The sequence below is a fragment of the Ruania rhizosphaerae genome (assembly GCF_009805705.1).
GTDB classification, from domain to species: Bacteria; Actinomycetota; Actinomycetes; order Actinomycetales; family Beutenbergiaceae; genus Ruania; species Ruania rhizosphaerae.
The window spans coordinates 139,985-162,877 of record NZ_VSMB01000011.1 but is presented as its reverse complement, the minus strand read 5'-3'; the positions used below and the strand labels follow the sequence as shown (position 1 = coordinate 162,877).

At 69.5% G+C, this 22,893-nt stretch carries 22 protein-coding genes; 19 read left to right on the top strand and 3 right to left on the bottom strand.

Features of this window, described 5'->3' with window-relative positions:
- The first annotated feature begins 312 nt into the window (after positions 1-312).
- The 13 genes from FV560_RS15350 to FV560_RS15290 are packed head-to-tail and all read left to right on the top strand — an operon-like array spanning position 313 to position 13,982.
- On the top strand, positions 313-1,041 hold the full coding sequence (locus FV560_RS15350; protein WP_159622424.1) for a coiled-coil domain-containing protein: 729 nt from the start codon (positions 313-315) through the stop codon (positions 1,039-1,041).
- Positions 1,038-2,087 carry an HAD-IIA family hydrolase gene (locus tag FV560_RS15345; protein WP_159622423.1) on the top strand — a complete coding sequence of 350 codons (1,050 nt, stop codon included), beginning with the start codon at positions 1,038-1,040 and terminating at the stop codon, positions 2,085-2,087. Before FV560_RS15350 ends, FV560_RS15345 begins: the two co-directional genes overlap by 4 nt.
- A 39-nt stretch (positions 2,088-2,126) precedes the next feature.
- On the top strand, positions 2,127-2,276 hold the full coding sequence (locus tag FV560_RS15340) for a hypothetical protein (RefSeq protein ID WP_159622422.1): 150 nt from the start codon (positions 2,127-2,129) through the stop codon (positions 2,274-2,276).
- Complete coding sequence (locus FV560_RS15335) at positions 2,276-3,115, top strand: TlyA family RNA methyltransferase (RefSeq protein ID WP_159622421.1); 840 nt, start codon at positions 2,276-2,278, stop codon at positions 3,113-3,115. Before FV560_RS15340 ends, FV560_RS15335 begins: the two co-directional genes overlap by 1 nt.
- Positions 3,112-3,957 (top strand): NAD kinase, encoded by an 846-nt coding sequence (locus tag FV560_RS15330; protein ID WP_159622420.1) that lies wholly within the window; start codon positions 3,112-3,114, stop codon positions 3,955-3,957. The genes FV560_RS15335 and FV560_RS15330 overlap by 4 nt, the downstream gene beginning before the upstream one ends.
- On the top strand, positions 3,954-5,678 hold the full coding sequence (gene recN / locus FV560_RS15325) for a DNA repair protein RecN (RefSeq protein ID WP_159622419.1): 1,725 nt from the start codon (positions 3,954-3,956) through the stop codon (positions 5,676-5,678). Before FV560_RS15330 ends, recN begins: the two co-directional genes overlap by 4 nt.
- Positions 5,679-5,683: 5 nt before the next feature.
- Positions 5,684-6,877 carry a putative cytokinetic ring protein SteA gene (steA, locus tag FV560_RS15320; RefSeq protein WP_159622418.1) on the top strand — a complete coding sequence of 398 codons (1,194 nt, stop codon included), beginning with the start codon at positions 5,684-5,686 and terminating at the stop codon, positions 6,875-6,877.
- Between the two features lie 55 nt (positions 6,878-6,932).
- Positions 6,933-8,042 (top strand): copper transporter, encoded by a 1,110-nt coding sequence (locus FV560_RS15315; RefSeq protein ID WP_159622417.1) that lies wholly within the window; start codon positions 6,933-6,935, stop codon positions 8,040-8,042.
- Positions 8,039-8,899: a hypothetical protein gene (locus tag FV560_RS15310; protein ID WP_159622416.1), complete on the top strand. Its 861-nt coding sequence runs from the start codon at positions 8,039-8,041 to the stop codon at positions 8,897-8,899. The genes FV560_RS15315 and FV560_RS15310 overlap by 4 nt, the downstream gene beginning before the upstream one ends.
- Positions 8,896-10,524: a murein biosynthesis integral membrane protein MurJ gene (gene murJ / locus FV560_RS15305; RefSeq protein WP_200837728.1), complete on the top strand. Its 1,629-nt coding sequence runs from the start codon at positions 8,896-8,898 to the stop codon at positions 10,522-10,524. The genes FV560_RS15310 and murJ overlap by 4 nt, the downstream gene beginning before the upstream one ends.
- Positions 10,517-11,617 carry a glycosyltransferase family 4 protein gene (locus FV560_RS15300; protein WP_200837726.1) on the top strand — a complete coding sequence of 367 codons (1,101 nt, stop codon included), beginning with the start codon at positions 10,517-10,519 and terminating at the stop codon, positions 11,615-11,617. Before murJ ends, FV560_RS15300 begins: the two co-directional genes overlap by 8 nt.
- A gap of 6 nt (positions 11,618-11,623) precedes the next feature.
- On the top strand, positions 11,624-13,339 hold the full coding sequence (locus FV560_RS15295; RefSeq protein ID WP_159622415.1) for a CTP synthase: 1,716 nt from the start codon (positions 11,624-11,626) through the stop codon (positions 13,337-13,339).
- The gene (locus FV560_RS15290) at positions 13,332-13,982 is read left to right on the top strand and encodes an NUDIX domain-containing protein (RefSeq protein WP_159622414.1); all 651 of its coding nucleotides are present in this window, start codon (positions 13,332-13,334) and stop codon (positions 13,980-13,982) included. The genes FV560_RS15295 and FV560_RS15290 overlap by 8 nt, the downstream gene beginning before the upstream one ends.
- A 139-nt stretch (positions 13,983-14,121) precedes the next feature.
- On the opposite strand, the gene FV560_RS15285 is transcribed toward FV560_RS15290, so the two are convergent.
- From FV560_RS15285 to FV560_RS15275, 3 genes are all read right to left on the bottom strand, one after another.
- Complete coding sequence (locus FV560_RS15285; protein ID WP_159622413.1) at positions 14,122-15,054, bottom strand: COX15/CtaA family protein; 933 nt, start codon at positions 15,052-15,054, stop codon at positions 14,122-14,124.
- A gap of 90 nt (positions 15,055-15,144) precedes the next feature.
- A complete protein-coding gene (locus FV560_RS15280) occupies positions 15,145-15,921 on the bottom strand; it encodes an ABC transporter permease (protein WP_159622412.1) in 777 nt (258 codons plus the stop codon).
- Positions 15,918-16,844, bottom strand: a complete 927-nt coding sequence (locus tag FV560_RS15275; protein ID WP_159622411.1) for an ABC transporter ATP-binding protein — start codon at positions 16,842-16,844, stop codon at positions 15,918-15,920. Before FV560_RS15275 ends, FV560_RS15280 begins: the two co-directional genes overlap by 4 nt.
- A gap of 183 nt (positions 16,845-17,027) precedes the next feature.
- On the opposite strand from FV560_RS15275, the gene FV560_RS15270 reads away from it, so the two are divergent.
- The 6 genes from FV560_RS15270 to FV560_RS15245 are packed head-to-tail and all read left to right on the top strand — an operon-like array spanning position 17,028 to position 22,890.
- Positions 17,028-17,717, top strand: coding sequence for a helix-turn-helix transcriptional regulator (locus FV560_RS15270; protein ID WP_159622410.1), 690 nt, complete (start codon positions 17,028-17,030; stop codon positions 17,715-17,717).
- 11 nt (positions 17,718-17,728) lie between these two features.
- Positions 17,729-19,180, top strand: a complete 1,452-nt coding sequence (gene sufB / locus FV560_RS15265; protein ID WP_159622409.1) for a Fe-S cluster assembly protein SufB — start codon at positions 17,729-17,731, stop codon at positions 19,178-19,180.
- On the top strand, positions 19,180-20,454 hold the full coding sequence (sufD, locus tag FV560_RS15260) for a Fe-S cluster assembly protein SufD (RefSeq protein WP_159622408.1): 1,275 nt from the start codon (positions 19,180-19,182) through the stop codon (positions 20,452-20,454). Before sufB ends, sufD begins: the two co-directional genes overlap by 1 nt.
- The gene (locus FV560_RS15255) at positions 20,451-20,804 is read left to right on the top strand and encodes a non-heme iron oxygenase ferredoxin subunit (RefSeq protein ID WP_159622407.1); all 354 of its coding nucleotides are present in this window, start codon (positions 20,451-20,453) and stop codon (positions 20,802-20,804) included. The genes sufD and FV560_RS15255 overlap by 4 nt, the downstream gene beginning before the upstream one ends.
- A gap of 23 nt (positions 20,805-20,827) precedes the next feature.
- On the top strand, positions 20,828-21,583 hold the full coding sequence (sufC, locus tag FV560_RS15250) for a Fe-S cluster assembly ATPase SufC (RefSeq protein WP_159622406.1): 756 nt from the start codon (positions 20,828-20,830) through the stop codon (positions 21,581-21,583).
- Between the two features lie 5 nt (positions 21,584-21,588).
- Entirely contained in the window at positions 21,589-22,890 is a 1,302-nt protein-coding gene (locus FV560_RS15245) for a cysteine desulfurase (RefSeq protein ID WP_159622405.1), read from the top strand.
- Positions 22,891-22,893: the final 3 nt, after the last annotated feature.

Here is a 22,893-nt window from a genome sequence, read left to right as displayed (position 1 = left end):
CGCCGGACACCCATTCCAACAAGGGCCACCCCACCGGGGTGGCCCTTGTTGCGTTGAGCCCGGTAGTGTGACGGCGGATTCTGAACAGTGAGGAGCACGATGGGCGAGGGTCGTAGCGGCGACGGATGGCGTGCACGAGACGATCGGCGAGGACCCGGTCACCGGCAGGACCGTAGCTCGGGGCAACACCGCGCCGGTGACCGTGACCGAGCGCGGGGCTCTTCAGCGGCAGGTGAGGTCCGTCGTCGGCGTCCACCGGTCGGGAGGGAGGAGGGGCGTCCCCGGCAGGAGGATCGCCCACAGGACCCGCCGTTGGCCGAATCGGTGACCCCAGATCAGCTCGATCGTTCTGCGCGTTCGCGACTGCGTACGCTGTCGAAGGACAATGCCGATCGCGTCGCACGTCATCTGGTCACGGCCGGGCTGTTGCTCGATGAGGATCCGGAGGGGGCGTATCAGCATGCGCATGCGGCGTTGCGGCGTGCGGGTCGGGTGGACGTTGTCCGCGAGGCCGTGGCGTTGGCCGCGTACGCGACCGGTCGCTACGCCGAAGCCTTGCGCGAGGTGCGGACTGTCCGGCGACTGAGCGGGGTTGACGGTTTGCGTGCCATCGAGGCCGACTGTGAACGGGGTCTCGGCCGTCCTGAGCGGGCTTTGAGCCTGGCATCGGCGCCCCCGAGCCCCGCGATGAGCGCAGAAGACCGGGTGGAGCTGGCGATCGTGGCCAGTGGTGCGAGGCTCGATCTCGACCAACCTGAGGCTGCGCTCCTTCTGCTCGAACAACCGGAGGTGGCTTCAGCCGCCGGACCACTGAGAGAACGGGTCTCCGAAGCGCGCGCAATGGTGCTGCGTGCGCTGGGTCGAGGTGTCGAGGCAGATGAACTCGAGGGTTCACTTCCGGCTCGGGAGGAGCCCGACGGGGACGTGGCTTTCGGTGAGGTCGAACTGTCTGCCGCGGAGATCGAGGCACTGGTGTCGGGTCAGTCGTCGTCCCACGGGCAAGATGAATCCACGTCGGGCGGAAAGGACTCCAACGCATGAGCGCAGCGACTCTGATCGGCTGTGACCGTCCCCTCCAGGAGGAGTACGACGTCGCGCTGCTCGACCTCGACGGTGTGGTGTATCGGGGAGCCGACGGCGTGCCGCACGCCGCGAGCGCTATTGACCACGCACGTGCAGCGGGATTGCGCTCGATGTTCGTGACCAACAATGCCGCCCGTTCCCCGCAGACGGTCGCCCGGCACCTGACCGATCTGGGTATCCCGACCGGTCCGGAGGAGGTGACCACAGCAGCGCAGGCGGCCGCTGCTCTGGTGGCGAGCGAGGCCGATGAGGACACTCGAGTGCTCGCTATCGGCGGCGACGGACTGCGTGAGGCTCTGCTGGACCTAGGACTCACGGTCGTCGACACAGCTGCCGATGCCCCGACTGTCGTCGTCCAGGGCTTCGCACCCACCCTCGGCTGGCCCGACCTGGCGGAGGCTGTCTACGCCATCGGTGCGGGTGCCACCCACATTGCGTCGAACGTCGACGCCACGCTCCCCACCGAACGGGGCATGGCGCCGGGCAACGGATCACTGGTTGCGGCTGTGGTGCATGCGACGGGAGTGCAGCCACGATCCACCGGGAAGCCGCAGCCGGAGATCTTTCAGCAGGCCGCTTCGCGCGCAAGCGGACGGAACCCCATCGTGGTCGGGGACAGATTGAATACCGATCTCGCCGGAGCCCGAGCCGCGTGCTATCCGGGATTGCATGTACTGACCGGGGTCGACGGGATGGCTGAGGTTCTCACAGCCCGTCCCGAATACCGGCCCAGCTACCTCGCGGCTGATCTACGCGGTCTCGCTCAGGCACACCCCGAGCCCCACGCCGAGGATGACGTCTGGATGTGCGGGCAGGCACGTGCCAGCGTCCGGGGCAACACCGTCGTTTTCGACCGTCCAGACGGTCCGGTGCCGCTGGGTGCGACACCGATCTCCATCGACGAGTTCCGCGCCGCCGCGGCGGCGGCCTGGGCTGCCAGTGACGCGGCCGGGGTGGCCACCGTGCTCGGCGACGTGCCCGCACTCACGCTCACCGCAGACTGACGCCGCGCCGGGTAGCGTGGGAGTCAGAAGGGAGCTGCAGTGACGATCATCGAGCCCGCCGACGACGACCTCCAGGCCGCACTGGCGTTCGCTGAGGCACTGGGGGACGAGCCGCTGCCTGCACACGTGGAGGCATTCGAACGCGTACACACGATCCTCCAGGACCGGCTCGCGCGAGCCGACGCCTGATGGCCCGCCGTGCGCGCCTCGACGCCGAGCTGGTTCGCCGCAGACTAGCCCGGTCGCGCCAGCATGCCGCCGAGCTGATCGCCGATGGGCGAGTGCTGCTCGACGGCAGCCGGGCGAGCAAGGCCGCCACTCAGCTGGATCCCGCCCAGGCACTACGTGTCCTGGAGCCAGCCGACGGAGCGGCGGAGTACGCGTCCCGCGGCGGCCACAAACTCGCGGGTGCGCTCGACGCACTCGGCAGCTTGGCCCCACGCGTAGCCGGCCGTCACGCGCTCGACGCCGGTGCCTCGACCGGCGGTTTCACCGATGTGCTGCTGCGTCGCGGTGCTCGTTCGGTGGTCGCAGTCGACGTCGGCTACGGCCAGTTGGTGTGGTCGTTGCGCAACGACGAGCGCGTCCTCGTCATGGACCGCACCAACGTGCGCTCGCTCCGCCCCGAGGACGTTCAGCCGCCGGTCGACCTGGTGGTCGGAGACCTTTCCTTCATCTCCCTCACGCTGGTGCTGCCGGCCCTGCGGAGCGTCGCCACACCCGAGGCCGACCTCCTGCTCATGGTCAAGCCGCAGTTCGAGGTGGGCAAGGAACGACTCGGCTCCGGGGGAGTCGTGCGGGACACGGCACTGCACGCAGATGCTGTCCACACCGTCGTGGCCGCCGCAGCCGAACTGGGCCTCGGCCTGCGTGCCGCGGTCGCGAGCCCGCTGCCCGGACCGAGCGGCAATGTGGAGTACTTCGTGCACCTGCACGCCGGACCAGGCGCCGACACCGAGAGCACGATCGCTCATGCCATCGCCACCGGGCCCGCAGGTGCGGCCGCTGCGACAGGAGGAACCCCATGAGCCGCAACGTGCTCGTCCTGACCCACCCCACCCGGCCCGCGGCACGACGGTCCGCAGAGCAGGTCGCGACCGAACTGCGCCGACACGGCATGACACCGGTCACCGAGGACGAGATCGCCGCGACCGAGATCGAGCTCGTCATCGTCCTCGGTGGCGATGGCACGATTCTGCATGCCGCAGAGCTGATCCGTGGCCGGGAGGCGCCGCTGATCGGAGTGAACCTGGGGCACGTCGGATTCCTGGCGGAGTCCGAGGTTGACCGAATCTCGCATGTCGTCTCCCGGGCAGCAGCGCGTGACTACGCCGTCGAGGAACGCATGACGCTCGACGTCACCGTCACCCCGCCGGACGCCCCGCCCGTGCGCAGCTGGGCGATCAACGACGTCAGCGTGGAGAAGGCCGAACGCGAACGCATGGTCGAAGTGGCGATCGGTATCGACGATCGCGGACTGTCCACGTTCGGGTGCGACGGGGTCGTGATGTCCACGCCAACCGGATCGACGGCCTACGCCTTCTCTGCCGGCGGGCCGGTCGTCTGGCCGGATGTCGAAGCGATGCTGCTCGTGCCCATCAGCGCCCACACCTTGTTCGCGCGTCCGCTCGTGGTCGGCCCGGGCTCGCGCATGAGTGTGGAGATCCTCAGCCGCAGCTACACCTCGGCTGTCGTCTGGTGCGACGGTCGGCGACGGATCGACGCTCCGCCCGGTTCGAGGATCGACGTCGTACGTGGTGCGGAACGAGTCCGCCTTGCCCGATTCAACCTGGCACCGTTCACCGACCGGCTCGTGGGCAAGTTCAACCTTCCGGTGGCCGGCTGGAGAGGGGAGCACGAGAACCCGTGATCGAGGAGATCCAGATCCGCGACCTCGGTGTCATCGAGTCCGCCCGCATCGAGCTCGACCGCGGACTGACAGTGATCACCGGCGAGACCGGAGCCGGCAAGACGATGGTGCTCACCGGTCTCGGACTCCTACTCGGCGGGAAGGCGGACCTCGGGGCTGTCCGTCCCGGAGCGGACAGTGCCGTGGTCGAGGGGCGCCTCGTGCCGCCACCGGGCCACCCTGCCCTCGACGTTGCCGTCGATGCTGGGGCGCTGCTCGACGACGACACACTGCTGGTGGCCCGGACAGTCTCCACGAGCCGGTCGCGTGCGCACGTCGGTGGCCGGTCCGTCCCTCAGGGCCTGCTCAGCGAGATCGGTGCCGAACTCGTGACTGTGCACGGCCAGAGCGAACAACTCCGGCTCCGCGCTCCGGCGCAACAGCGGCAAGCTCTCGACTCCTTCGCCGGTGGTGCCCATCTTTCCGCGTTGGCCGACTACGGTGCCGCGCACGCGGCGCGGCAAGAGGCTGCGCGTGCTCTCGCCCGGTGGGACGAGGACGCCCAGGCCCGGGAGGCGGAGCTGGAGCGGCTCCAGCGCGCGCTCGAGCGGATCGACGCCCTCGAACCCCGAGCGGGCGAAGACGTGGAACTCCGTGCCGAGGCTGAGCGCCTGGGCAACGTCGAGGATCTACGCACGGCTGCCCAGCACGCCCACGACGCGATCGGGGGAGCAGAGGATCTGGACGGACCCGAGGCAGCGATCGCTCTCGTCGACCAGGCGCGCCGGGCCCTGGCGGGCGCGGCCGCGCACGACGCCACGCTGCAGGAGTGGAGCGGCCGGCTCGACGCCGTCAGCTATCAGCTGTCCGACACCCTCACCGAGATCGGTAGCTATGTCACCGGCCTGGAGGCCGATCCGCAGCGGCTGGACCACGTGCACCAGCGCCGTGCCGATCTCAACGACCTGGCACGTGCCTACACCGACGGCGGCACGCTTGCCGAACTCCTCGACTTCGCAACCGCCGCGCGCGAGCGGGTGGGCGCACTCACGGCACCAGGAGCCGGCCGGGAAGCTCTCGCGGCCGAACTCGACCGGCTCACCACAGCCGAGCAGGAGGCGGCAGCCGCCCTCACCGCCAGCCGGATCCGTGCGGCTGAGTCGATGGCGGCCGCGGTCGACGCTGAGCTGGCCGGCCTGGCCATGTCCGGTGCACAGATGACGGTCGAGCTCACCCCACGCGACGACCTGGGCCCGTGGGGTGGCGAAGACGTCGAGCTGCTGCTGACCGCGCACCCCGGTGCCCCGGCACGCCCGCTCGGCAAGGGAGCATCCGGTGGTGAGCTCTCCCGCGTGATGCTCGCCATCGAGGTGGCGATGGCGCGAGCACAGGCCGAGGCAGGCGAGCGGACCTTGCCGACCTTCGTCTTCGACGAGGTCGACGCCGGGGTCGGTGGCCAGGCCGCCGTCGAGGTCGGACGCCGGCTCGCCGAGCTCGCACGGCACACGCAGGTGATCGTCGTCACGCACCTGGCGCAGGTCGCCGCGTTCGCCGACCGGCACCTCGTCGTCATGAAGACTTCGGGCGCGGGCCGGGATGCCGTGACCAACAGTGACATCCGAGTGGTCGAGGGTACCGACCGGGAGGCCGAGCTGGCCCGTATGCTCTCCGGAGACGCCACCTCCGCCGCGGCGCTCCAGCATGCCGCTGAGCTTCTCGAACGCCCCGTCGTGGGACCATAGCGGAGATGATCTCCCTGCTACGTCGCCGAGCCAGGGACGAGGATGACGAAGATGAGACCCTCGCCCCTGTCCGAGTCGACCCTCGGACAAAGTCGCTCACCAAGCGCCTTCGGCCAGAGGATGTCGCCGTCATCGACCACCTCGACCTGGACCGTGTCTCGGCTGAGGCCCTCGTAGCGTGCCGACCCGCTGCGGTGCTGAACGCCGCCCCCTCCATCTCCGGCCGCTACCCCAACCTCGGGCCGCAGATCGTCGTCGACGCTGGTATCCCGCTCATCGACGACCTCGGGCCCGACATCATGACCCTCCGCGAGGGGGCACGGGTGCGGATCGTCGACGGCTCGGTCTTCGCCGCTGACGGCACCATCATCGCCGAAGGTGCCGTCCAGACCGGCGAGTCCGTCGAGGCAGCCATGGAGGAGGCCAGGGCCGGTTTGTCCGTACAGCTCGAAGCCTTCGCCGCCAACACGATGGACTATATGCGGCGCGAGCGCGAACTTTTGCTCGATGGCGTCGGAGTACCGCAGGTTCGAACCACCTTCGAGGGCCGACATGTCCTGATCGTGGTACGCGGTTACTCCTACCAGGAGGACCTCGCGATGCTGCGTTCCTACGTGCGTGAGTACCGGCCGCTCCTGGTCGGTGTCGACGGTGGAGCGGACGCGATCCTGGAGGAAGGCCTGCGTCCGGACATGATCGTCGGGGACATGGACTCTGTCTCGGACAAAGCGCTGCGTAGCGGTGCCGAGATCGTTGTGCACGCCTACCGGGACGGACGGGCTCCCGGTCTGGAACGGGTGAAGGACCTCGGGGTGCAGCACGTGACCTTCCCGGCCACCGGCACCAGCGAGGACGTCGCCATGCTGCTCGCGGACGAGAAAGGGGCCTCGCTGATAGTCGCGGTTGGTACCCACGAGACACTGGTGGAGTTCCTCGATAAGGGCCGGGCGGGCATGGCGAGCACCTTTCTGACCCGGCTGCGGGTGGGGAGCAAACTCATCGACGCCAAGGGCGTCTCCCGCCTGTACCGGCACCGGATCTCCAACTGGCAGGTCACTGCGCTGATCCTTGCCGGTCTCGCGGCCCTCGTAGCGGCTGCGGCCGCGACGCCGGCGGGCCAGGCCTTCTTCGGGATCGTCCTTGCCCGCTTCGACGACTTCTGGTCCTGGATACGGGACCTGTTCACGGGGCTCTTCTAACAGTGCGTGGTTTCCGACACGCATCACGAGGGCCCGCGACGAGAAAGACAATCCAGTGATCGACTTCCGCTACCACATCGTGTCACTCATCTCGGTGTTCCTGGCGCTCGCCGTGGGCATCGTGCTGGGCGCCGGACCGCTCCGCGACTACATCGCCGACGAACTCTCCGGGCAGGTCGAGCAGTTGCGCGCCGAGAAGGACGCGCTGCGGGAGGACCTCGACATCGCCGAGGCGGCACTGCAGGGCCGGAGCACCTTTCTCACCGAGGCGGCACCGCAGCTCTACGACGGTGTGCTGGAGGGGCGCTCGGTCGCCATCGTGACACTGCCGGAAACCGATTCGGCGGTCGCCGAGGCCGTTGAGGCCCGCCTCGTGCAGGCCGGTGCCACCATCTCCGGCAGGGTGGTGACCGCACCCGGATGGACCGACCCGGCTGAGGCTGCGTTCCGAGCCGGGATCGCGGAGAATCTCGTCGCCCAGCTCAATCCGGCCCCCGACGCGTCCACCCCGGCCGACGAAGTGCTCGCGCAAGCGCTCGGGCAGTCGTTGACGTTGCGAGACCCCGGCGACCCCCAGCGGCGTTCGGCCGAGGCGGAGGACATCCTGGAAATCCTGCGCACGTCCGACTTGGTGACAGAGTCCAGCTCCGTCGAGGGTCCTGCCTATGCCACCGTGGTGGTCGGCCCCAACGACCACAACGACGAACCGCTCACCGACGCCGAGCTCGCCGAGGCGGAGGCGACCAACCAGTCCCACCTCGTCCTCGCTGCCGGGATCGCCGAGACCGGTGAGGGTTCGGTGCTGGCCGGCGTCGACGGTGGCGCGGGGACGCTCCTGGCCGCGTTGCGCTCCGGTTCGGAGGCGGACGAGGCCGCCATCACCAGCGTCGACTCCGTCGGTACGATCACCGGGCAGGTCACCGTCCCGCTGGCGCTGGCCGCCACGATCGCCGGGGAGGGCGCTCAGTTCGGCCTGGAGGAATCGGCCGATCTGGTTCTGCCCGGTCCCGTTGCGCTCGACCTGCCCGATCCGGCAGCTTTCGCGCCCGGTCCCGTGGGTGCTGACGACCAGAGCACCGGCGACGCCGATGGCGACCAGGCTGATGAGACCAACCAGAGCGCGGATGCTGACCAGTCGGCCGATGCGGACCAGGCCGACGGATGAACCTGACCAGACGCGGGGTCGCTGCGACCGCCGGTGCGGCGACGGTAGCGGCGGCAGCTGTGCTGATGGAACGCACCACTGAACTCGGCGGCCGCTGGGAGCGGACGAACTTCCGCGGTCGTCGGGTCCATCTCCGTGGTGGTCTCGCAGCCGGGCTCGGGAGCGCCGTGGCCGCCGCTCTCGCCACCGGTCCGGGCCGGCCCGGCGAGACCGCCGGAGCTGTGCTGGCCACGACAGCCGGAGGCGTCTTCGGCTTGCTGGACGATCTCGACCCGACCCCTGCCGCGACTCGTGGTCTGCGCGGCCATCTGCGGGCGCTTGCAGGCGGTACGGTGACCACTGGTGCGGCCAAGCTGTTCGGGATCTCGGGTTGCGCCGTCGCGGCTGCCGCCCTCCTCACTGACGGCGGACGGCGGGGATCGTCGCGTCCCGCCTCCCTGCCAGTCCGGATGGCTGACGTGCTCGCCTCGGGTGCGCTGATCGCCGGCACTGCCAACCTGATCAACCTGTTCGACCTGCGGCCCGGGCGAGGACTGAAGGTGACGACGCTCCTGGCAGGTCCGATGCTCTCCCAGACGGGCACCACAGGAAACCTGGCGGCTGCGGCCGGTGGCGTCGCGGCGGCGTCCATGCCCAGCGATCTTGGTGAGCGAACGATGCTGGGCGACACCGGTGCGAACGCTCTCGGTGCACTGCTCGGAAGCGCGGCCGCGACCCATCCGCGACCTGGCGTCCGGTTCGTGGCCCTGGGAGCCGTCGTCACGCTCATCCTGGCGAGCGAGAAGGTCAGCTTCTCGGCCGTGATCGCGAAAACGCCGCTGCTGCGGGCTATCGACGGCTGGGGTCGCCAGCCGTGACGACGCGCCGCCTGCTCGGCTCGGTGGCCGGGGCGGCGACCATGATCGCTGCGCTGACCATCGCCTCCCGGCTGCTCGGTTTCGGCCGCTGGCTGGTCCAGGCGGAGACCGTGCGCTCGGGCGCCGTCGGTGACGCATACGCCGCCGCGAACATGGTGCCGAATGTGCTCTACGAGGTGGTCGCCGGTGGCGCCCTGGCCGGTGCCGTGATTCCGTTGCTGGCGGGCCCCATCGCCCGCCAGGTGCGCCAGGATGTCGACCGGACCTCCTCTGCGCTCCTGACGTGGGCGGTGGCAGCGCTGCTGCCGGTCGCGGTGGCGCTCACCGTGCTGGCGCGCCCCATCGCCGGCTTGCTGCCCGATGCGGCCGGAACGGATCCGGCGGTACAGGTGGAGGCGACGACTCGCTTCCTCCAGGTGTTCGCACCGCAGGTCGTGCTCTACGGCATCGGCGTGGTGCTCACCGGCGTCCTGCAGGCACACCGGCGGTTCCTGGCTCCGGTTCTGGCTCCCATCGCCTCCACCGGCGTGGTGATCGTGAGCTATCTGGTGTTCGGCCTGCTCGCCGACGGGCTGCAGGATTCTCCAGGAGCGCTCCCGGACGCGGCCTTCGCCTGGCTGGCCTGGGGCACGACCGCCGGGGTCGCAGCCCTCTCGCTCCCGCTGCTGATCCCCGTGCGCCGGTGCGGTGTGCGGTTGCGCCCCACCTTCCGCTTCCCGCCCGGTGTCGCCGGGCGGGCCAGGTCGCTCGCGTTGGCCGGCCTGGGCTCGCTCCTCGCCCAGCAGCTGTCGGTGCTGGCCGTGCTGTGGGTCGCCCGCACCGGCGGTGACGCCGGCACGATCCTGGTGTTCCAGTGGACGCAGGCGGTCTATCTGCTGCCCTACGCCGTCCTCGCGGTACCCCTGGCCACGGCGGCGTTCCCACGGCTGGCGGAACTGGCCGCTGTCGAGGACGACGGCCTGCACCGTACGGTCTGGACCGCTCTGCGGGCGGTGCTCGCCGTGGCGGTACTCGGGGCGGGAGCGCTCGTGGCTGTGGCGCCGGCGGTGGAGCAGCTGTTCGCTGGATGTGAGCCGACCGGTGAGTGCACCAACGACACCACCGGGATGGCCACGGCGCTGTCGGTGATGGCACCGGGCGTGATCGGCCTGTCGACGATCTTCCTCGTCGCACGCGTGCTCTACACGATGGATCGCAACCGCGCGGCCGTCTCGGCCACCGCATTGGGCTGGCTGACGGTCACGGTCACGGCCGTCCTCGGTGTGCTCACACTCGCGCCTGAGGGTGGCGATGGACCGAGGACGCTGCTGGTGCTGGGGGGAGCGCATGCGGCCGGGATGACCGTTGCCGGCCTCGCCCTGGTCATGCTGCTGGCGCTCGCCCTCCGCGAACGGATCCCGGGACCGGTGGTGCGCACGACCCTCGTGGTGGGCGCCGGAGCGCTGCTGGGGGCCGCCGCGGGACGGTGGGCCACCACGCAAGGACTGGACCGCTTGGGTGAGGGTGCGGTGGCAGCCGTGATCGCCGCCGGCAGCGGCGCTGCCTTGGCACTCACCGTCATCGCCGGCTGCGTGCTCATCGGGGATCGTGGGATCCTGAGCATCGTGAGGAGACGCCGTGCCTGAACGCAGAATCGTCCAGCTGACCGGTTCCACCGATGGTGGGATCGGCCGGCACGTGCGCGAGATGGCCTCGGCGCTCGCCCGGGACAACCGGGTGATCCTGGCCGGGCCGCGCGAAGCGCTCACCGACGTCGCGTCCCCGGTGCACACGAGTGTGATCGACGTGCGCGACCGCCCGCGGGCCTGGGACGCCGCTGCCGTTGCCCGCATCCGCCGAGTGGCCCGTGGAGCCGACGTGCTGCATGCGCACGGACTGCGAGCCGGCGCCCTGGCCGCCCTCGCTCTGAGCACGCCCACTCCGGAACGGACGGCCCTCGTGGTGACCTTGCACAACGCCGCCGTCGGTGGGTACGGGGTGCGTTCGGTGGGCGCCGGTCTGCTGCGCATGATCACCGCCAGGGCCGATGCGGTCCTCGGTGTCAGTGGTGACCTGGTGGCCGGTGCCCTGGCGCACGGCGCCCGCCGGGCCGAGCGCGGGCTTGTTCCCGCACCGACGCACGTCCCGGGTGCTGAGAGCTGGAACGAGACGGCGCGCCGGGCTGCGGGCGTGGGACCGGACGACCAGATCGTGCTCACGCTCGCCCGGCTCGCCCCGCAGAAGGGCCTGGGCCTCCTGGCCGACTCGGCTGCCCTGCTTGCCGACCGGATGCCTGCCGCCCGCTGGTTGGTGGCAGGCAGTGGCCCGCTCATGGATGAGCTCGCCGACCAGGTGCTGGGCGAGGCGCTCCCGGTGACGCTCCTCGGACGCCGCCGCGATGTGCCCGCGATGCTCGCGTCGGCCGATGTGCTGGTGAGCACGAGCGCCTGGGAAGGGCAGCCGTTGAACGTGCAGGAGGCCCTCGCCGCCGGCGTCCCGGTGGTAGCGACCGACGTCGGCGGCACGCGGGAGGTCACCGGTGATGCCGCGTTGCTGGTCCCCTACGGCGATCCGGATGCCCTGACCTCGGCGATCACGCGTGTGCTCACCGATCCTGTCCTCGCTGCGGACCTGCGCGCCCGGGCCCTCGCGAGGGCTGCCGAGCTACCGACCGTGGACGACGCGCATGCCCAGCTTGAGCGGATCTACGCCGAGGCGAGCGATCCGGTGATAGCGTAGAAGCCCGTGGTGATCACTTCGAACTCCGGGCAGGCGGGCGGCGTCCCGCGGCACATCTTCGTCACAGGAGGGGTGGCTTCCTCCCTCGGGAAGGGCCTGACGGCGTCCAGCCTCGGGCACCTGCTGCGTGGCCGTGGCCTTCGGGTCACGATGCAGAAACTCGACCCGTACCTCAATGTCGACCCTGGCACGATGAACCCCTTCCAGCATGGTGAGGTGTTCGTCACCGAGGATGGCGCTGAGACCGACCTGGACATCGGGCACTACGAGCGCTTCCTCGATGTCAACCTCGACGCCGGGGCGAATGTGACCACCGGCGTGGTCTACTCCCATGTCATCGCCAAGGAGCGGCGCGGGGAGTACCTGGGTGACACCGTTCAGGTCATCCCGCACATCACCGATGAGATCAAGCGCCGCATGCGCGCCCAGGCCAGCCCGGCGACCGGTCAGGCGCCGGACGTGATCATCACCGAGGTCGGCGGCACGGTCGGGGACATCGAATCCCAGCCGTTCCTCGAGGCAGCCCGGCAGGTACGCCAGGACATCGGCCGCGACAACGTCTTCTTCGTGCACGTCTCACTCGTGCCCTATCTCGGCCCCAGCGGTGAGCTGAAGACCAAACCCACACAGCACTCGGTGGCCGCCCTGCGCAGTATCGGCATCCAGCCGGATGCGATCGTGTGCCGTGCGGACCGCGACATTCCCGAGGGTGTCAAGGCGAAGATCGCCTCGATGTGCGACGTCGACCGCGAGGCCGTCATCACCTGTGTGGACGCACCCAGCATCTACGACATCCCGAAGGTCATCCACTCCGAGGGCCTCGATGCCTACGTGATCCGCCGGCTGAACATTCCCTTCCGGGACGTCGACTGGGACACGTGGAACGTGCTCCTGCAGCGGGTGCATCATCCGGCTGACGAGGTGGAGATCGCACTGGTCGGCAAGTACGTGGATCTTCCCGATGCCTACCTCTCCGTCACCGAGGCACTGCGAGCGGGCGGTTTCCACACCAACACCCGGGTCCGCATCCGCTGGGTCCCCTCGGATGACTGCCGTACGCCGGAGGCTGCGCAGAAGGCGCTCAGTGGGGTCGATGGTGTGCTCGTGCCCGGAGGCTTCGGCGTGCGCGGCATCGAGGGCAAGCTCGGAGCTCTGCGATGGGCCCGCGAGCACCAGGTGCCGACCCTGGGCATCTGCCTGGGTCTTCAGTGCATGGTGATCGAGTACGCCCGCAACGTGCTGGGTCTTGCCGATGCGTCGTCGTCGGAGTTTGATCCGAGCACATCGGATCCGGTGGTGGCCACCATGGCCGAGCAACTGGCGATCATCGACGGCGAGGGAGACCTGGGCGGCACGATGCGCCTGGGTGCCTATGACGCCGTGCTCACACCGGGCTCGGTCGTGGCCGAGACGTATGGCAGCGAGCGGGTCAGTGAACGGCACCGGCATCGGTACGAGGTCAACAACACCTACCGTGATGCGCTCGCTGAGGCGGGCCTGCAGATCAGCGGCCGGTCTCCGGACTCCTCGCTCGTGGAGTTCGTCGAGCTCGACCGGGACAAGCACCCGTACTACGTGGCCACCCAGGCCCACCCGGAGTTCAAGTCCCGCCCCACGCGGGCGCACCCGCTGTTCATCGGGTTGGTCCGCGCCGGCCTCGAGCGCCAGCGGGAGACCCGACTGCTCGAGGTGGAGCCGGCACAGCCGGCCGAGCATGCCTGACGATCGCAGATCAGGGCGCCCGGTACGTGACGAGCGCGTCGACCTGCCGACCTCGTCCACCGAGGAACTGCACACCGGCTATGTGATGGACCTGGTGGCCGAGTCCGTGGACCTCGGCGCCGGTGGCACCGTGCGTCGCGAGTTCGTCCGCCATCCCGGTGCAGTCGCCGTGGTGGCGCTGGACGATGCAGACCGTGTGGCCTTGCTCCGCCAGTACCGGCACCCGGTGCGTGCTCACCTGTGGGAGGTGCCCGCGGGTCTGCTCGACGTGCCGGGGGAGCCGTTGCAGCACGCGGCCGCCCGCGAGCTGACCGAGGAGGCGGACCTGCGAGCAGCCACCTGGCACACGCTCGTCGACTTCTTCACCACCCCCGGCGGCAGCGACGAACGTATCCGGATCTTCCTCGCCCGCGACCTGTCTGTCGTTCCCGAGGCCGACCGGTATCAGCGGGAGGCGGAGGAGATCGGGATGGAGCTGGCCTGGGTGCCGCTCGCCGACGCCGTTGCCGCCGCGCTCGCCGGCCGGATTCACAACCCGAGCACGGTCACCGGTGTGCTGGCAGCGCAGGCGGCCCGCGACGGCGGATGGTCGGCCCTGCGCCCCGCCGACACTCCCTGGCAGCCGGCCTGGCACCGCGACTGAGGCTCACCATCCCGCGAGGGTGGCCTGCGTGTCGTCTGAGCGCGAATTCGCGACACTCAGGGCGCCGTCGTCAGCGCCGCTGGTGAACATTCGGCCCGCCGTTCACCTGCGCGGCGTCAGGGAACGGCTGGCTCGTCCCTCAGCTCGTCAGAACTGCCCGCGGGCGGCGTTCATACATGCTCGCGAGAGTGAATGCCGTGGCCGCCACGAGTAGCGCGGCGCCGATCATGTGCATCCCGACCAAGAGCTCGGGCAGCCCGGTGAAGTACTGCACATACCCGATCGCTGCCTGAGCGAGTGTGACCACCACCAGGACCCACGTGTGGCGACGCAGCCTCGCGGCCGGTGCGCCGCCGTCGGTGCGATGAGCCACGACGGTGACGACCACGAGCAGGGCGAGGAAGACCCACACCGAGGCAGCGTGCAGGCGTGCCACCACCACCGGGTCCACGGCGAACCGGTAGCCGACCTCCGCATCGCCGGAGTGCGGACCTGACCCGGTGACGATCATCCCCAGCACCACCACCACACCGGCCACCGTGGCCATCGCCCAGCCCAGCCGGCGGGCGCCGGACTCCAGGACGGGCTGACCGCGCATCGGCCGGAACCACCCGGTCACCAGCCAGGCAGAGATCCACACCAGCACCGCCGAGATGAGGAAGTGTGAGCCCACCAGCGCCGGATGCAGCTCGAACCGTACCGTCAGTCCGCCGAGGACGGCCTGCAGCACCGACAGCACCAACGGCAGGACTGCCAGCCGTTGGTAGGCCACCGTCGGGGCCGGGCGCACGCCGGATAGTCGCGACGCCTGCACCAGGGCCACCAGAAGCAGGGCCACCAGCACGACCACTGCGCCCAGCACCCGATTGCCGAACTCGACATAGGGATGGATCGAGGTGGCGTCGTGGAACGATGGCGTGAACTGGCCGGGTTCACAGTTCGGCCAGGTGGAGCACCCTAGCCCGGAACCGGTCAAGCGCACGGCTCCGCCGGTGCCGATGATGAGGATCTGCACGACGAGGTTGCTCACCACGGCGATCGTGGTCAACCGGGCGATGGTCTGAGGCTGCACGTCACTACGGTAATCTGCGCCGGCTGCCCGACCGGGCGTCACCGTGTGACGGGGAACACCCGATCAACGGGTGTGCCCGGGTTCATCACCTCATTGCCAGCGGAACCAGCGCGCCGTGGCCGCGGTGAAGATCACCGTCCACCCCGCCAGCACCCCGAGCGCCAGCGCGGTCTCGGCCGCCGGCCCACCGATCAGTGAGGTCCGCAGCGCCTCGCCGAGTGCGCCTGAGGGCAGGAACCGGGTAACCCCCGTGGCCGGTAGCAGGACGCCGCCGCCGACCACCAGCAACAGCCACAACAGGTTCGCACCGGCCAGCACGGCCTCGGCACGCAACGTCCCAGCCAGCAGCAGCGCCAGCGCGGTGAAGCACGCGGTCCCCAGGAGCACTGCCGCCAGAGCGAGTCCGATCCCGCTCAGATCTGGCGCCCACCCCAGCCCCAGGGCCAGGGATCCCAGCACGAGAACCTGCAGGACCTCCATCACCAGCACGCCCAGCGCCTTCCCGCCGAGGAGACCGGTGCGGCCCAGGGGAGTGGTGGCGAGCAGGCGCAGTGCCCCAGCACGCCGGTCGAAACCGGTCGCGATCGCTTGCGAGGTGAAGGCCGTTGACATCACAGCCAGCGCCAGCACGCCAGGTGCGGCCACGTCGATCGCCGGCAACCCGTTCGTCTCCAGGCGTACCAGGGTCGTGCGCGAGAGTACGACGAGTACCAGCGCCGGCAGGATCAGGGTCAGCAGCAGTTGCTCGCCGTTGCGCAGCAGATTCCGGACCTCGAACCCGGCGTGTGAGAGCACCCGTACCGCCCATGGGCTCGCGCCACCGGCGTGGCCGTCGGCGGGTGCCACCTGGTCGGCGCGCCCCCTCATCGAAGGCTCCGTCCGGTCAGGTCAAGGAAGACGTCCTCGAGTGTGCGCCGTGCACCCAGTTCGCCCACGCCGCCCGTAGCCGCCGCACCGTGCACCTGGAGCCCGTGTTGCCGCGCGAGCTCCTCGACGGCGGCCCTCGCCTCGGGCGTGAAGCGGCCCGTCAGCTGAAGCGACCCCACGGCCGGGGCGGGCTGGGAGGTGGGGTGCGGGGCGCGGTCGGGGGCTGGGGTGGCAGCTGCCGCGGCGACGTGGGGCGGGGCGACGGGCGTGGTCAACTCGGTGACCGTACCGTGGGCGATGACGGCCCCGTGGTCGATGATGACCACGCGGTCGGCCAGCTGGGCGGCCTCGTCCATCAGGTGGGTGCTCAGGACGACGCTCACGCCGTCCGCACGCAGGGACCGCACCAGCTCCCACACGGCCAACCGGGCCTGCGGATCCAGGCCCGCGCTCGGCTCGTCCAGGAACACCAGCTCGGGCCGGCCCACCAGGGCGATCGCCAAAGCCAGGCGCTGACGCTGACCGCCTGAGAGTCGCCGCACCGAGGTCCGGGCGAAGGGTGCGAGCCCGAGCGTGTCCACGAGCTCGTTGACCTCCCGCGGGTGGCTGTAGAGCCGGGCCACGTGCCGCAGCAGTTCCTCCGCGCGCGCCATCACCGGCAACCCACCGTCCTGCACCATCACGCCGACGCGGGGGCGCAGGACCTGAGGGTTGGTTCGGGGGTCGTGGCCCAGGACCCGCACTGTGCCTGAGTCCGGTCGCTGGAGTCCTTCACAGATCTCCATCGCGGTGGTCTTGCCTGCGCCGTTGGGTCCGAGGACGGCGGTGATCTCACCCGCGCGGGCCTGGAGGGAGAGCCCGGCCAAGGCGCGGGTGGAGCCGAACGAACGATGGACGTCCGTCAACTCGACTGGGCAGGTCACGGCGTCCAAGCGTACGCGCTGCGTCGCCGACTCCCGACGACGGCGCTTGTGTGTGCCTCACGCGGGGCGGGGAGCGGGTGTGTGCGGTCGCTCACTAAGGATCGCCTTGCTTGCGCCCACCCATTTGAGAAAGGAGAATGTTCACTAATTGATGGCCGCTGTGAGCGGTGAGGAGGTGAGCCGATGAGTGTGGAGCATCTGGAGGAGAGTGAGGCCACCACGCGTGACCGCGTGCGTGATCTCATCATCGAACTCGGACCGATCACCGCTGCCGACATGGCCGACCGGCTCGATCTGACCTCCGCCGCGATCCGCCGTCACCTCGGGGCCCTCGAGCGGGCAGGGCAGATCACCGTGCGGGAAGACACCACGTCCACGCCACGTGGGCGGGGCCGGCCCGCCAAGCGGTACATCGCCACCCCCGCGGCCCACAAGCCCGCCGGTGAAGCCTATGCCGAGCTTGCCGTGCTGGCCCTGCAGCAGCTCGGCGCCGAGATCGGCCCCGAAGCGGTCGAGGAGTTCGCCCGGCACCGATCGGCCGATCTGACGACGCGTTACCGCGACGCCGTCGAGGCCGCCGGGGACGATCTGCACGCCCGGGCCGCGGCGCTCGCACACGCCCTGAGCCAGGACGGCTACGCGGCGACCTCCAGGCCGATCGGGGCCATCGACACGATCGCCGTCCAGCTCTGCCAGGGGCACTGCCCCGTGCAGCAGATCGCGGCGAAGTTCCCGCAACTGTGCGAGGCCGAGACGGAGGCGTTCGCCGACCTGCTCGGCGTGCACGTACAACGACTGGCCACGCTCGCCGGCGGCGAGCACGTCTGCACCACTCACATACCCGTGACGATCCCCACCCGCGCGAAGGAATGAGAGCGCCTGAGATGACCACCGAGACCACACCGGCTCAGCCCCCGGCAACGGGCCAGCTGACGCAGGACGAGACGATCGCCTCGATCGGTACCTACAACTACGGCTGGCACGACTCCGACGACGCCGGCGCCAACGCCGAGCGCGGGCTCTCCGAGGCCGTGGTGCGCAACATCTCCGACATGAAGGACGAGTCGGAGTGGATGCGCAAGAACAGGCTCAAGGGCCTGCGGCTGTTCGAGAAGAAGCCGATGCCGAACTGGGGTGCCGACCTCACCGGGATCGACTTCGACAACATCAAGTACTTCGTGCGCTCCACCGAGAAGCAGGCCCAGTCCTGGGAGGACCTGCCCGAGGAGATCAAGGAGACCTACGACAAGCTCGGCATCCCGGAGGCGGAGAAGCAGCGTCTCGTGGCCGGCGTCGCCGCGCAGTACGAGTCCGAGGTGGTCTACCACCAGATCAACGAAGAACTCGAGCGCCAGGGTGTGCAGTTCCTCGACACCGACACCGCGTTGCGCGAGCACCCGGAGATCTTCGAGGAGTACTTCGGCACGGTGATCCCCGCCGGTGACAACAAGTTCGCCGCGCTGAACACCGCCGTGTGGTCGGGTGGCTCCTTCGTCTACGTGCCGCCGGGCGTGCACGTGGAGATCCCGCTGCAGGCCTACTTCCGGATCAACACCGAGAACATGGGCCAGTTCGAGCGGACGCTGATCATCGCCGACGAGGGCTCCTACGTGCACTACGTCGAGGGTTGCACGGCGCCGATCTACACCTCGGACTCGTTGCACTCAGCAGTCGTGGAGATCATCGTCAAGAAGGACGCCCGCGTGCGGTACACGACGATCCAGAACTGGTCGAACAACGTCTACAACCTCGTCACCAAGCGCGCCACGGTCGAGGCCGGCGGCACCATGGAGTGGATCGACGGCAACATCGGCTCCAAGGTCACCATGAAGTACCCGGCCGTGTATCTGATGGGCGAGCACGCCCGCGGTGAGACCCTCTCCATCGCCTTCGCAGGCGAGGGACAGCACCAGGACACCGGATCCAAGATGGTGCACATGGCCCCGCACACGTCCTCCTCGATCGTCTCCAAGTCGGTCGCCCGCGGGGGAGGCCGCGCCTCCTACCGCGGACTGGTGCAGGTGATGGACGGTGCCGAGGCATCGAAGTCCAATGTGCTCTGCGACGCACTGCTCGTGGACACTGTCTCCCGCTCCGACACCTACCCCTACGTCGACGTCCGCGAGGACGACGTGGAGATGGGGCACGAGGCCACCGTCTCCAAGGTGAGCGAAGACCAGTTGTTCTACCTCATGTCCCGCGGGATGGAGGAGACCGAGGCGATGGCGATGATCGTGCGCGGCTTCGTCGAGCCGATCGCCCGCGAGCTGCCCATGGAGTACGCCCTCGAGCTCAACCGGCTCATCGAACTGCAGATGGAAGGGGCCGTCGGCTGATGTCGACCACCACGACGCAAGACACCGGTCTGACGACCGACCACGCTCAGGCGACTGCCGACGATGCGCACAGCCACGGCCTTGCGCCGGAAGGTTCGCGCGCCGATCGCGCCACCTCCTTCGCCCTGGCCGACTTCGACGTGCCGAACGGCCGGGAAGAGGTGTGGCGGTTCTCGCCCATGAACCGGCTCCAGGGCCTGATGGCAGGCGCACTCACCGGTACCGCCCCGCAGGTCGAGGTCACGGCCGACGAGGGCGTGCGGGTCGAGCATGTCGACCGTAGTGACGACCGGCTCGGCAAGGCGGGCGCTCCGGGAGACCGGATCTCCGCCGTCGCGTGGGAGTCCTTCGCCGAGGGCCTGCTGGTGACGATCCCGGCCGAGCACGTGGCCGGGCGCGAGACCACGCTGACCGTGCGCGGCAGCGGCGAGGAGCCGGCCGCCCAGCACATCACCATCATCGCTGAGCACCACAGCGAGGCCGTGGTCGTGCTGGACCACCGCGGCAGCGCTCAGCTCGCGCAGACCGTGGAGATCCATGTCGCGGACGGCGCCTCGCTGCGGGTGGTCTCCGTGCAGGACTGGGACTCCGGGGCCGTGCACGCCTCCTCCCACCGCGCGGTCGTCGGCCGCGACGCCACGCTCAAGCACGTCGTGGTCACCCTCGGCGGCGACGTCGTCCGGCTCACCCCGGAGGCGGCCTTCGCCGCGACCGGGGGGTCGGTGGAGATGAACGGCCTCTACTTCGCTGATTCCGGTCAGCACCAGGAGCACCGGCTCTTCGTCGACCACGCGGTGCCCAACTGCACCTCCCGGGTCACCTACAAGGGCGCCCTGCAGGGAGATGACGCCCGTAGCGTGTGGATCGGGGACGTGCTGATCCGTAAGGCCGCCGAAGGCACCGATACCTATGAGCTGAACCGCAACCTGGTGCTCACTGATGGTGCCCGTGCCGACTCGGTGCCGAACCTGGAGATCGAGACCGGTGAGATCGAGGGTGCGGGGCACGCCTCGGCCACCGGGCGCTTCGACGACGACCAGCTGTTCTACCTGCGTTCACGCGGTATCCCCGAGGCGGCTGCCCGTCGGCTCGTGGTGCGCGGCTTCTTCGCCGAGATGATCACCAAGATCGGCGTACCGGCGGTCGAGGAACGGCTGCTGGCCGCGATCGACGCCGAGCTGGACGCCGTGCTCGGAGACCTGGCCGACACTGAGGACGTTTCGCAGGAACGCCGGGTGATCGAAGCCATCGAGTCCGGCGAGGCGCAGGGATGACGGCCCAGGTCGTCGCCTCCAAGGAGGACCTCGAGCCCGGCGAGGCGATGCGTCTCGAGCTCGACGGCGTGGACGGCTCACCCGTCGAGATCGCCTTGGCCAGGTCTGAGGACGGCGACTACTACGCGCTGTCGGACATCTGCTCCCACGGGCAGGTGTCCCTCTCCGAGGGAGAGGTTGAAGGCGCCACGATCGAGTGCTGGCTGCACGGGTCCACCTTCGACCTCAGCACCGGCCGCCCCCTGTCCCTGCCGGCCACCCGGCCGGTCCCGACCTACCCGGTGAGTTATGACGGCGACCGTGTCCTCGTCGACATCGACGTCGCCGCCACCACCGAATCCACCACCTGAAGACCACGAGAGAAGAAGACGAAATGTCGACCCTTGAGATCCGTGACCTGCACGTCGACGTCGAGACCCCCGACGGCCCGAAGAAGATCCTGCGCGGCGTGGACCTGACCGTCAAGAGCGGTGAGACCCACGCGCTGATGGGCCCGAACGGTTCCGGCAAGTCCACTCTGGCGTACGCCATCGCCGGCCACCCGAAGTACGCGGTGACCAGCGGTGAGGTGCTGCTCGACGGCGAGAACCTGCTCGAGATGAGCGTGGACGAGCGCGCCCGCGCCGGGATGTTCCTCGCCATGCAGTACCCCGTCGAGGTGCCGGGCGTGACCGTGTCGAACTTCCTCCGCACCGCCAAGACCGCGATCGACGGTAAGGCGCCGGCCCTGCGGCACTGGGTCTCCGACGTGCGCGGCACGATGGAGAACCTGCGGATGGATCCCACGTTCGCCGAGCGCAACGTCAACGAAGGCTTCTCCGGTGGTGAGAAGAAGCGCCACGAGATCCTCCAGATGGAGCTGCTGCAGCCCAAGTTCGCGGTGCTGGACGAGACCGACTCCGGCCTGGACGTCGACGCACTGCGCGTGGTCTCCGAGGGCGTCAACCGCGTCAAGGGAAACACCGACGTCGGCGTTCTCCTCATCACTCACTACACCCGCATCCTGCGGTACATCACCCCGGACTATGTCCACGTGTTCGTCAACGGACAGGTGGCCGAAGAGGGGGGCCCCGAGCTCGCCGAGCGGCTTGAGGCCGAGGGCTACGACCGCTTCCTCACCCCGGCCTGAGCACCATGAGCATCGAGCAGCGGGAGGCAGGACGCACCCTGACGGCTACCGAGCTGGCCGCCGTCAGGGCCGACTTCCCGCTGCTCACCCGCACCGTGCGCGACGGTCGGCCGCTGATCTACCTCGACTCCGCGGCCACCAGCCAGAAGCCCGAGTGCGTGATCGATGCCGAGCAGGACTTCTACCTGCAGCGCAACGCCGCCGTGCACCGCGGTGCGCACGCCCTCGCCGAGGAGGCCACCGAGGCCTACGAGCAGGCGCGTTCGGCCGTCGCAGCGCTTGTTGGTGCCGACACCGACGAGATCGTCTGGACCAAGAACGCCACCGAGGGTATCAACCTGCTCACGTACGCCTTCTCCAACGCCTCCCTGGGGCGCGGTCAGGCTGCGGCGGAGCGGTACCGGCTCGGTCCCGGCGACGAGATTGTGGTGACAGAGGCCGAGCACCACGCCAATCTGGTGCCGTGGCAGGAGCTGTGCGCCCGCACCGGTGCCACCTTGCGCTGGCTCGGGATGACCGATGAGGGTCGGATCAACCTCGACACTCTCGACGTGATCACCGACCGCACCCGGGTGGTCGCATTCACCCACGTGTCGAATGTGACGGGAGCGATCAGCCCGGTCCGGGACATCGTGGCAGCCGCTCGCGCCCACGGTGCCCTGGTCGTGCTCGACGCCTGCCAGAGTGTTCCGCACCTGCCGGTGGATCTGCATGCCCTGGACGTGGACTTCGCCGTGTTCTCCGGGCACAAGATGCTCGGGCCGACCGGGATCGGTGCACTCTACGGGCGGCGAGAACTACTTGAGGCACTCCCGCCGTTCGGGACCGGCGGTTCGATGGTGGAGGTGGTGACCATGACCGAGACCACCTTCGCGGCACCACCGCAGCGGTTCGAGGCCGGCACGCAGATGGTGGCCCAGACCGTCGGGCTGCACGCCGCGGCCGACTACCTCTCCGAGCTGGGGATGGATGCGGTGGCTGCCCACGAGGCCGAGTTGACCGCGCACCTGCTCTCCGGGATCGCGCAGGTCGACGGGGTGCGGGTGCTGGGTCCGACCGAGCCGCGCGAGCGAGTCGGGGTCGTGGCGTTCACCGTGGACGGGGTGCACCCACACGATGTGGGCCAGCTGCTCGACGACGCCGGTGTGGCGGTGCGGGTGGGGCACCACTGTGCGCAGCCGCTGCATCGCCGGCTCGGGGCGCCCTCGTCTGCACGTGCCTCGGTTGGGGTGCACACCACGACGGCCGAGCTCGACACGTTCTGCGATGCGCTTAGTCGGGTGCGAGACTTCTTCATGGGGAGGTGAGTG

Bases quoted from the DNA above. Each gene is read 5' to 3' on its own strand.
- FV560_RS15345 (WP_159622423.1), top strand. From the start codon at position 1,038: ATGAGCGCAGCGACTCTGATCGGCTGTGACCGTCCCCTCCAGGAGGAG.
- FV560_RS15335 (WP_159622421.1), top strand. From the start codon at position 2,276: ATGGCCCGCCGTGCGCGCCTCGACGCCGAGCTGGTTCGCCGCAGACTA.
- FV560_RS15330 (WP_159622420.1), top strand. From the start codon at position 3,112: ATGAGCCGCAACGTGCTCGTCCTGACCCACCCCACCCGGCCCGCGGCA.
- steA (WP_159622418.1), top strand. From the start codon at position 5,684: ATGATCTCCCTGCTACGTCGCCGAGCCAGGGACGAGGATGACGAAGAT.
- FV560_RS15310 (WP_159622416.1), top strand. From the start codon at position 8,039: ATGAACCTGACCAGACGCGGGGTCGCTGCGACCGCCGGTGCGGCGACG.
- FV560_RS15290 (WP_159622414.1), top strand. From the start codon at position 13,332: ATGCCTGACGATCGCAGATCAGGGCGCCCGGTACGTGACGAGCGCGTC.
- FV560_RS15280 (WP_159622412.1), bottom strand. From the start codon at position 15,921: ATGAGGGGGCGCGCCGACCAGGTGGCACCCGCCGACGGCCACGCCGGT.
- FV560_RS15270 (WP_159622410.1), top strand. From the start codon at position 17,028: ATGAGTGTGGAGCATCTGGAGGAGAGTGAGGCCACCACGCGTGACCGC.
- sufB (WP_159622409.1), top strand. From the start codon at position 17,729: ATGACCACCGAGACCACACCGGCTCAGCCCCCGGCAACGGGCCAGCTG.
- sufD (WP_159622408.1), top strand. From the start codon at position 19,180: ATGTCGACCACCACGACGCAAGACACCGGTCTGACGACCGACCACGCT.
- FV560_RS15255 (WP_159622407.1), top strand. From the start codon at position 20,451: ATGACGGCCCAGGTCGTCGCCTCCAAGGAGGACCTCGAGCCCGGCGAG.
- sufC (WP_159622406.1), top strand. From the start codon at position 20,828: ATGTCGACCCTTGAGATCCGTGACCTGCACGTCGACGTCGAGACCCCC.
- FV560_RS15245 (WP_159622405.1), top strand. From the start codon at position 21,589: ATGAGCATCGAGCAGCGGGAGGCAGGACGCACCCTGACGGCTACCGAG.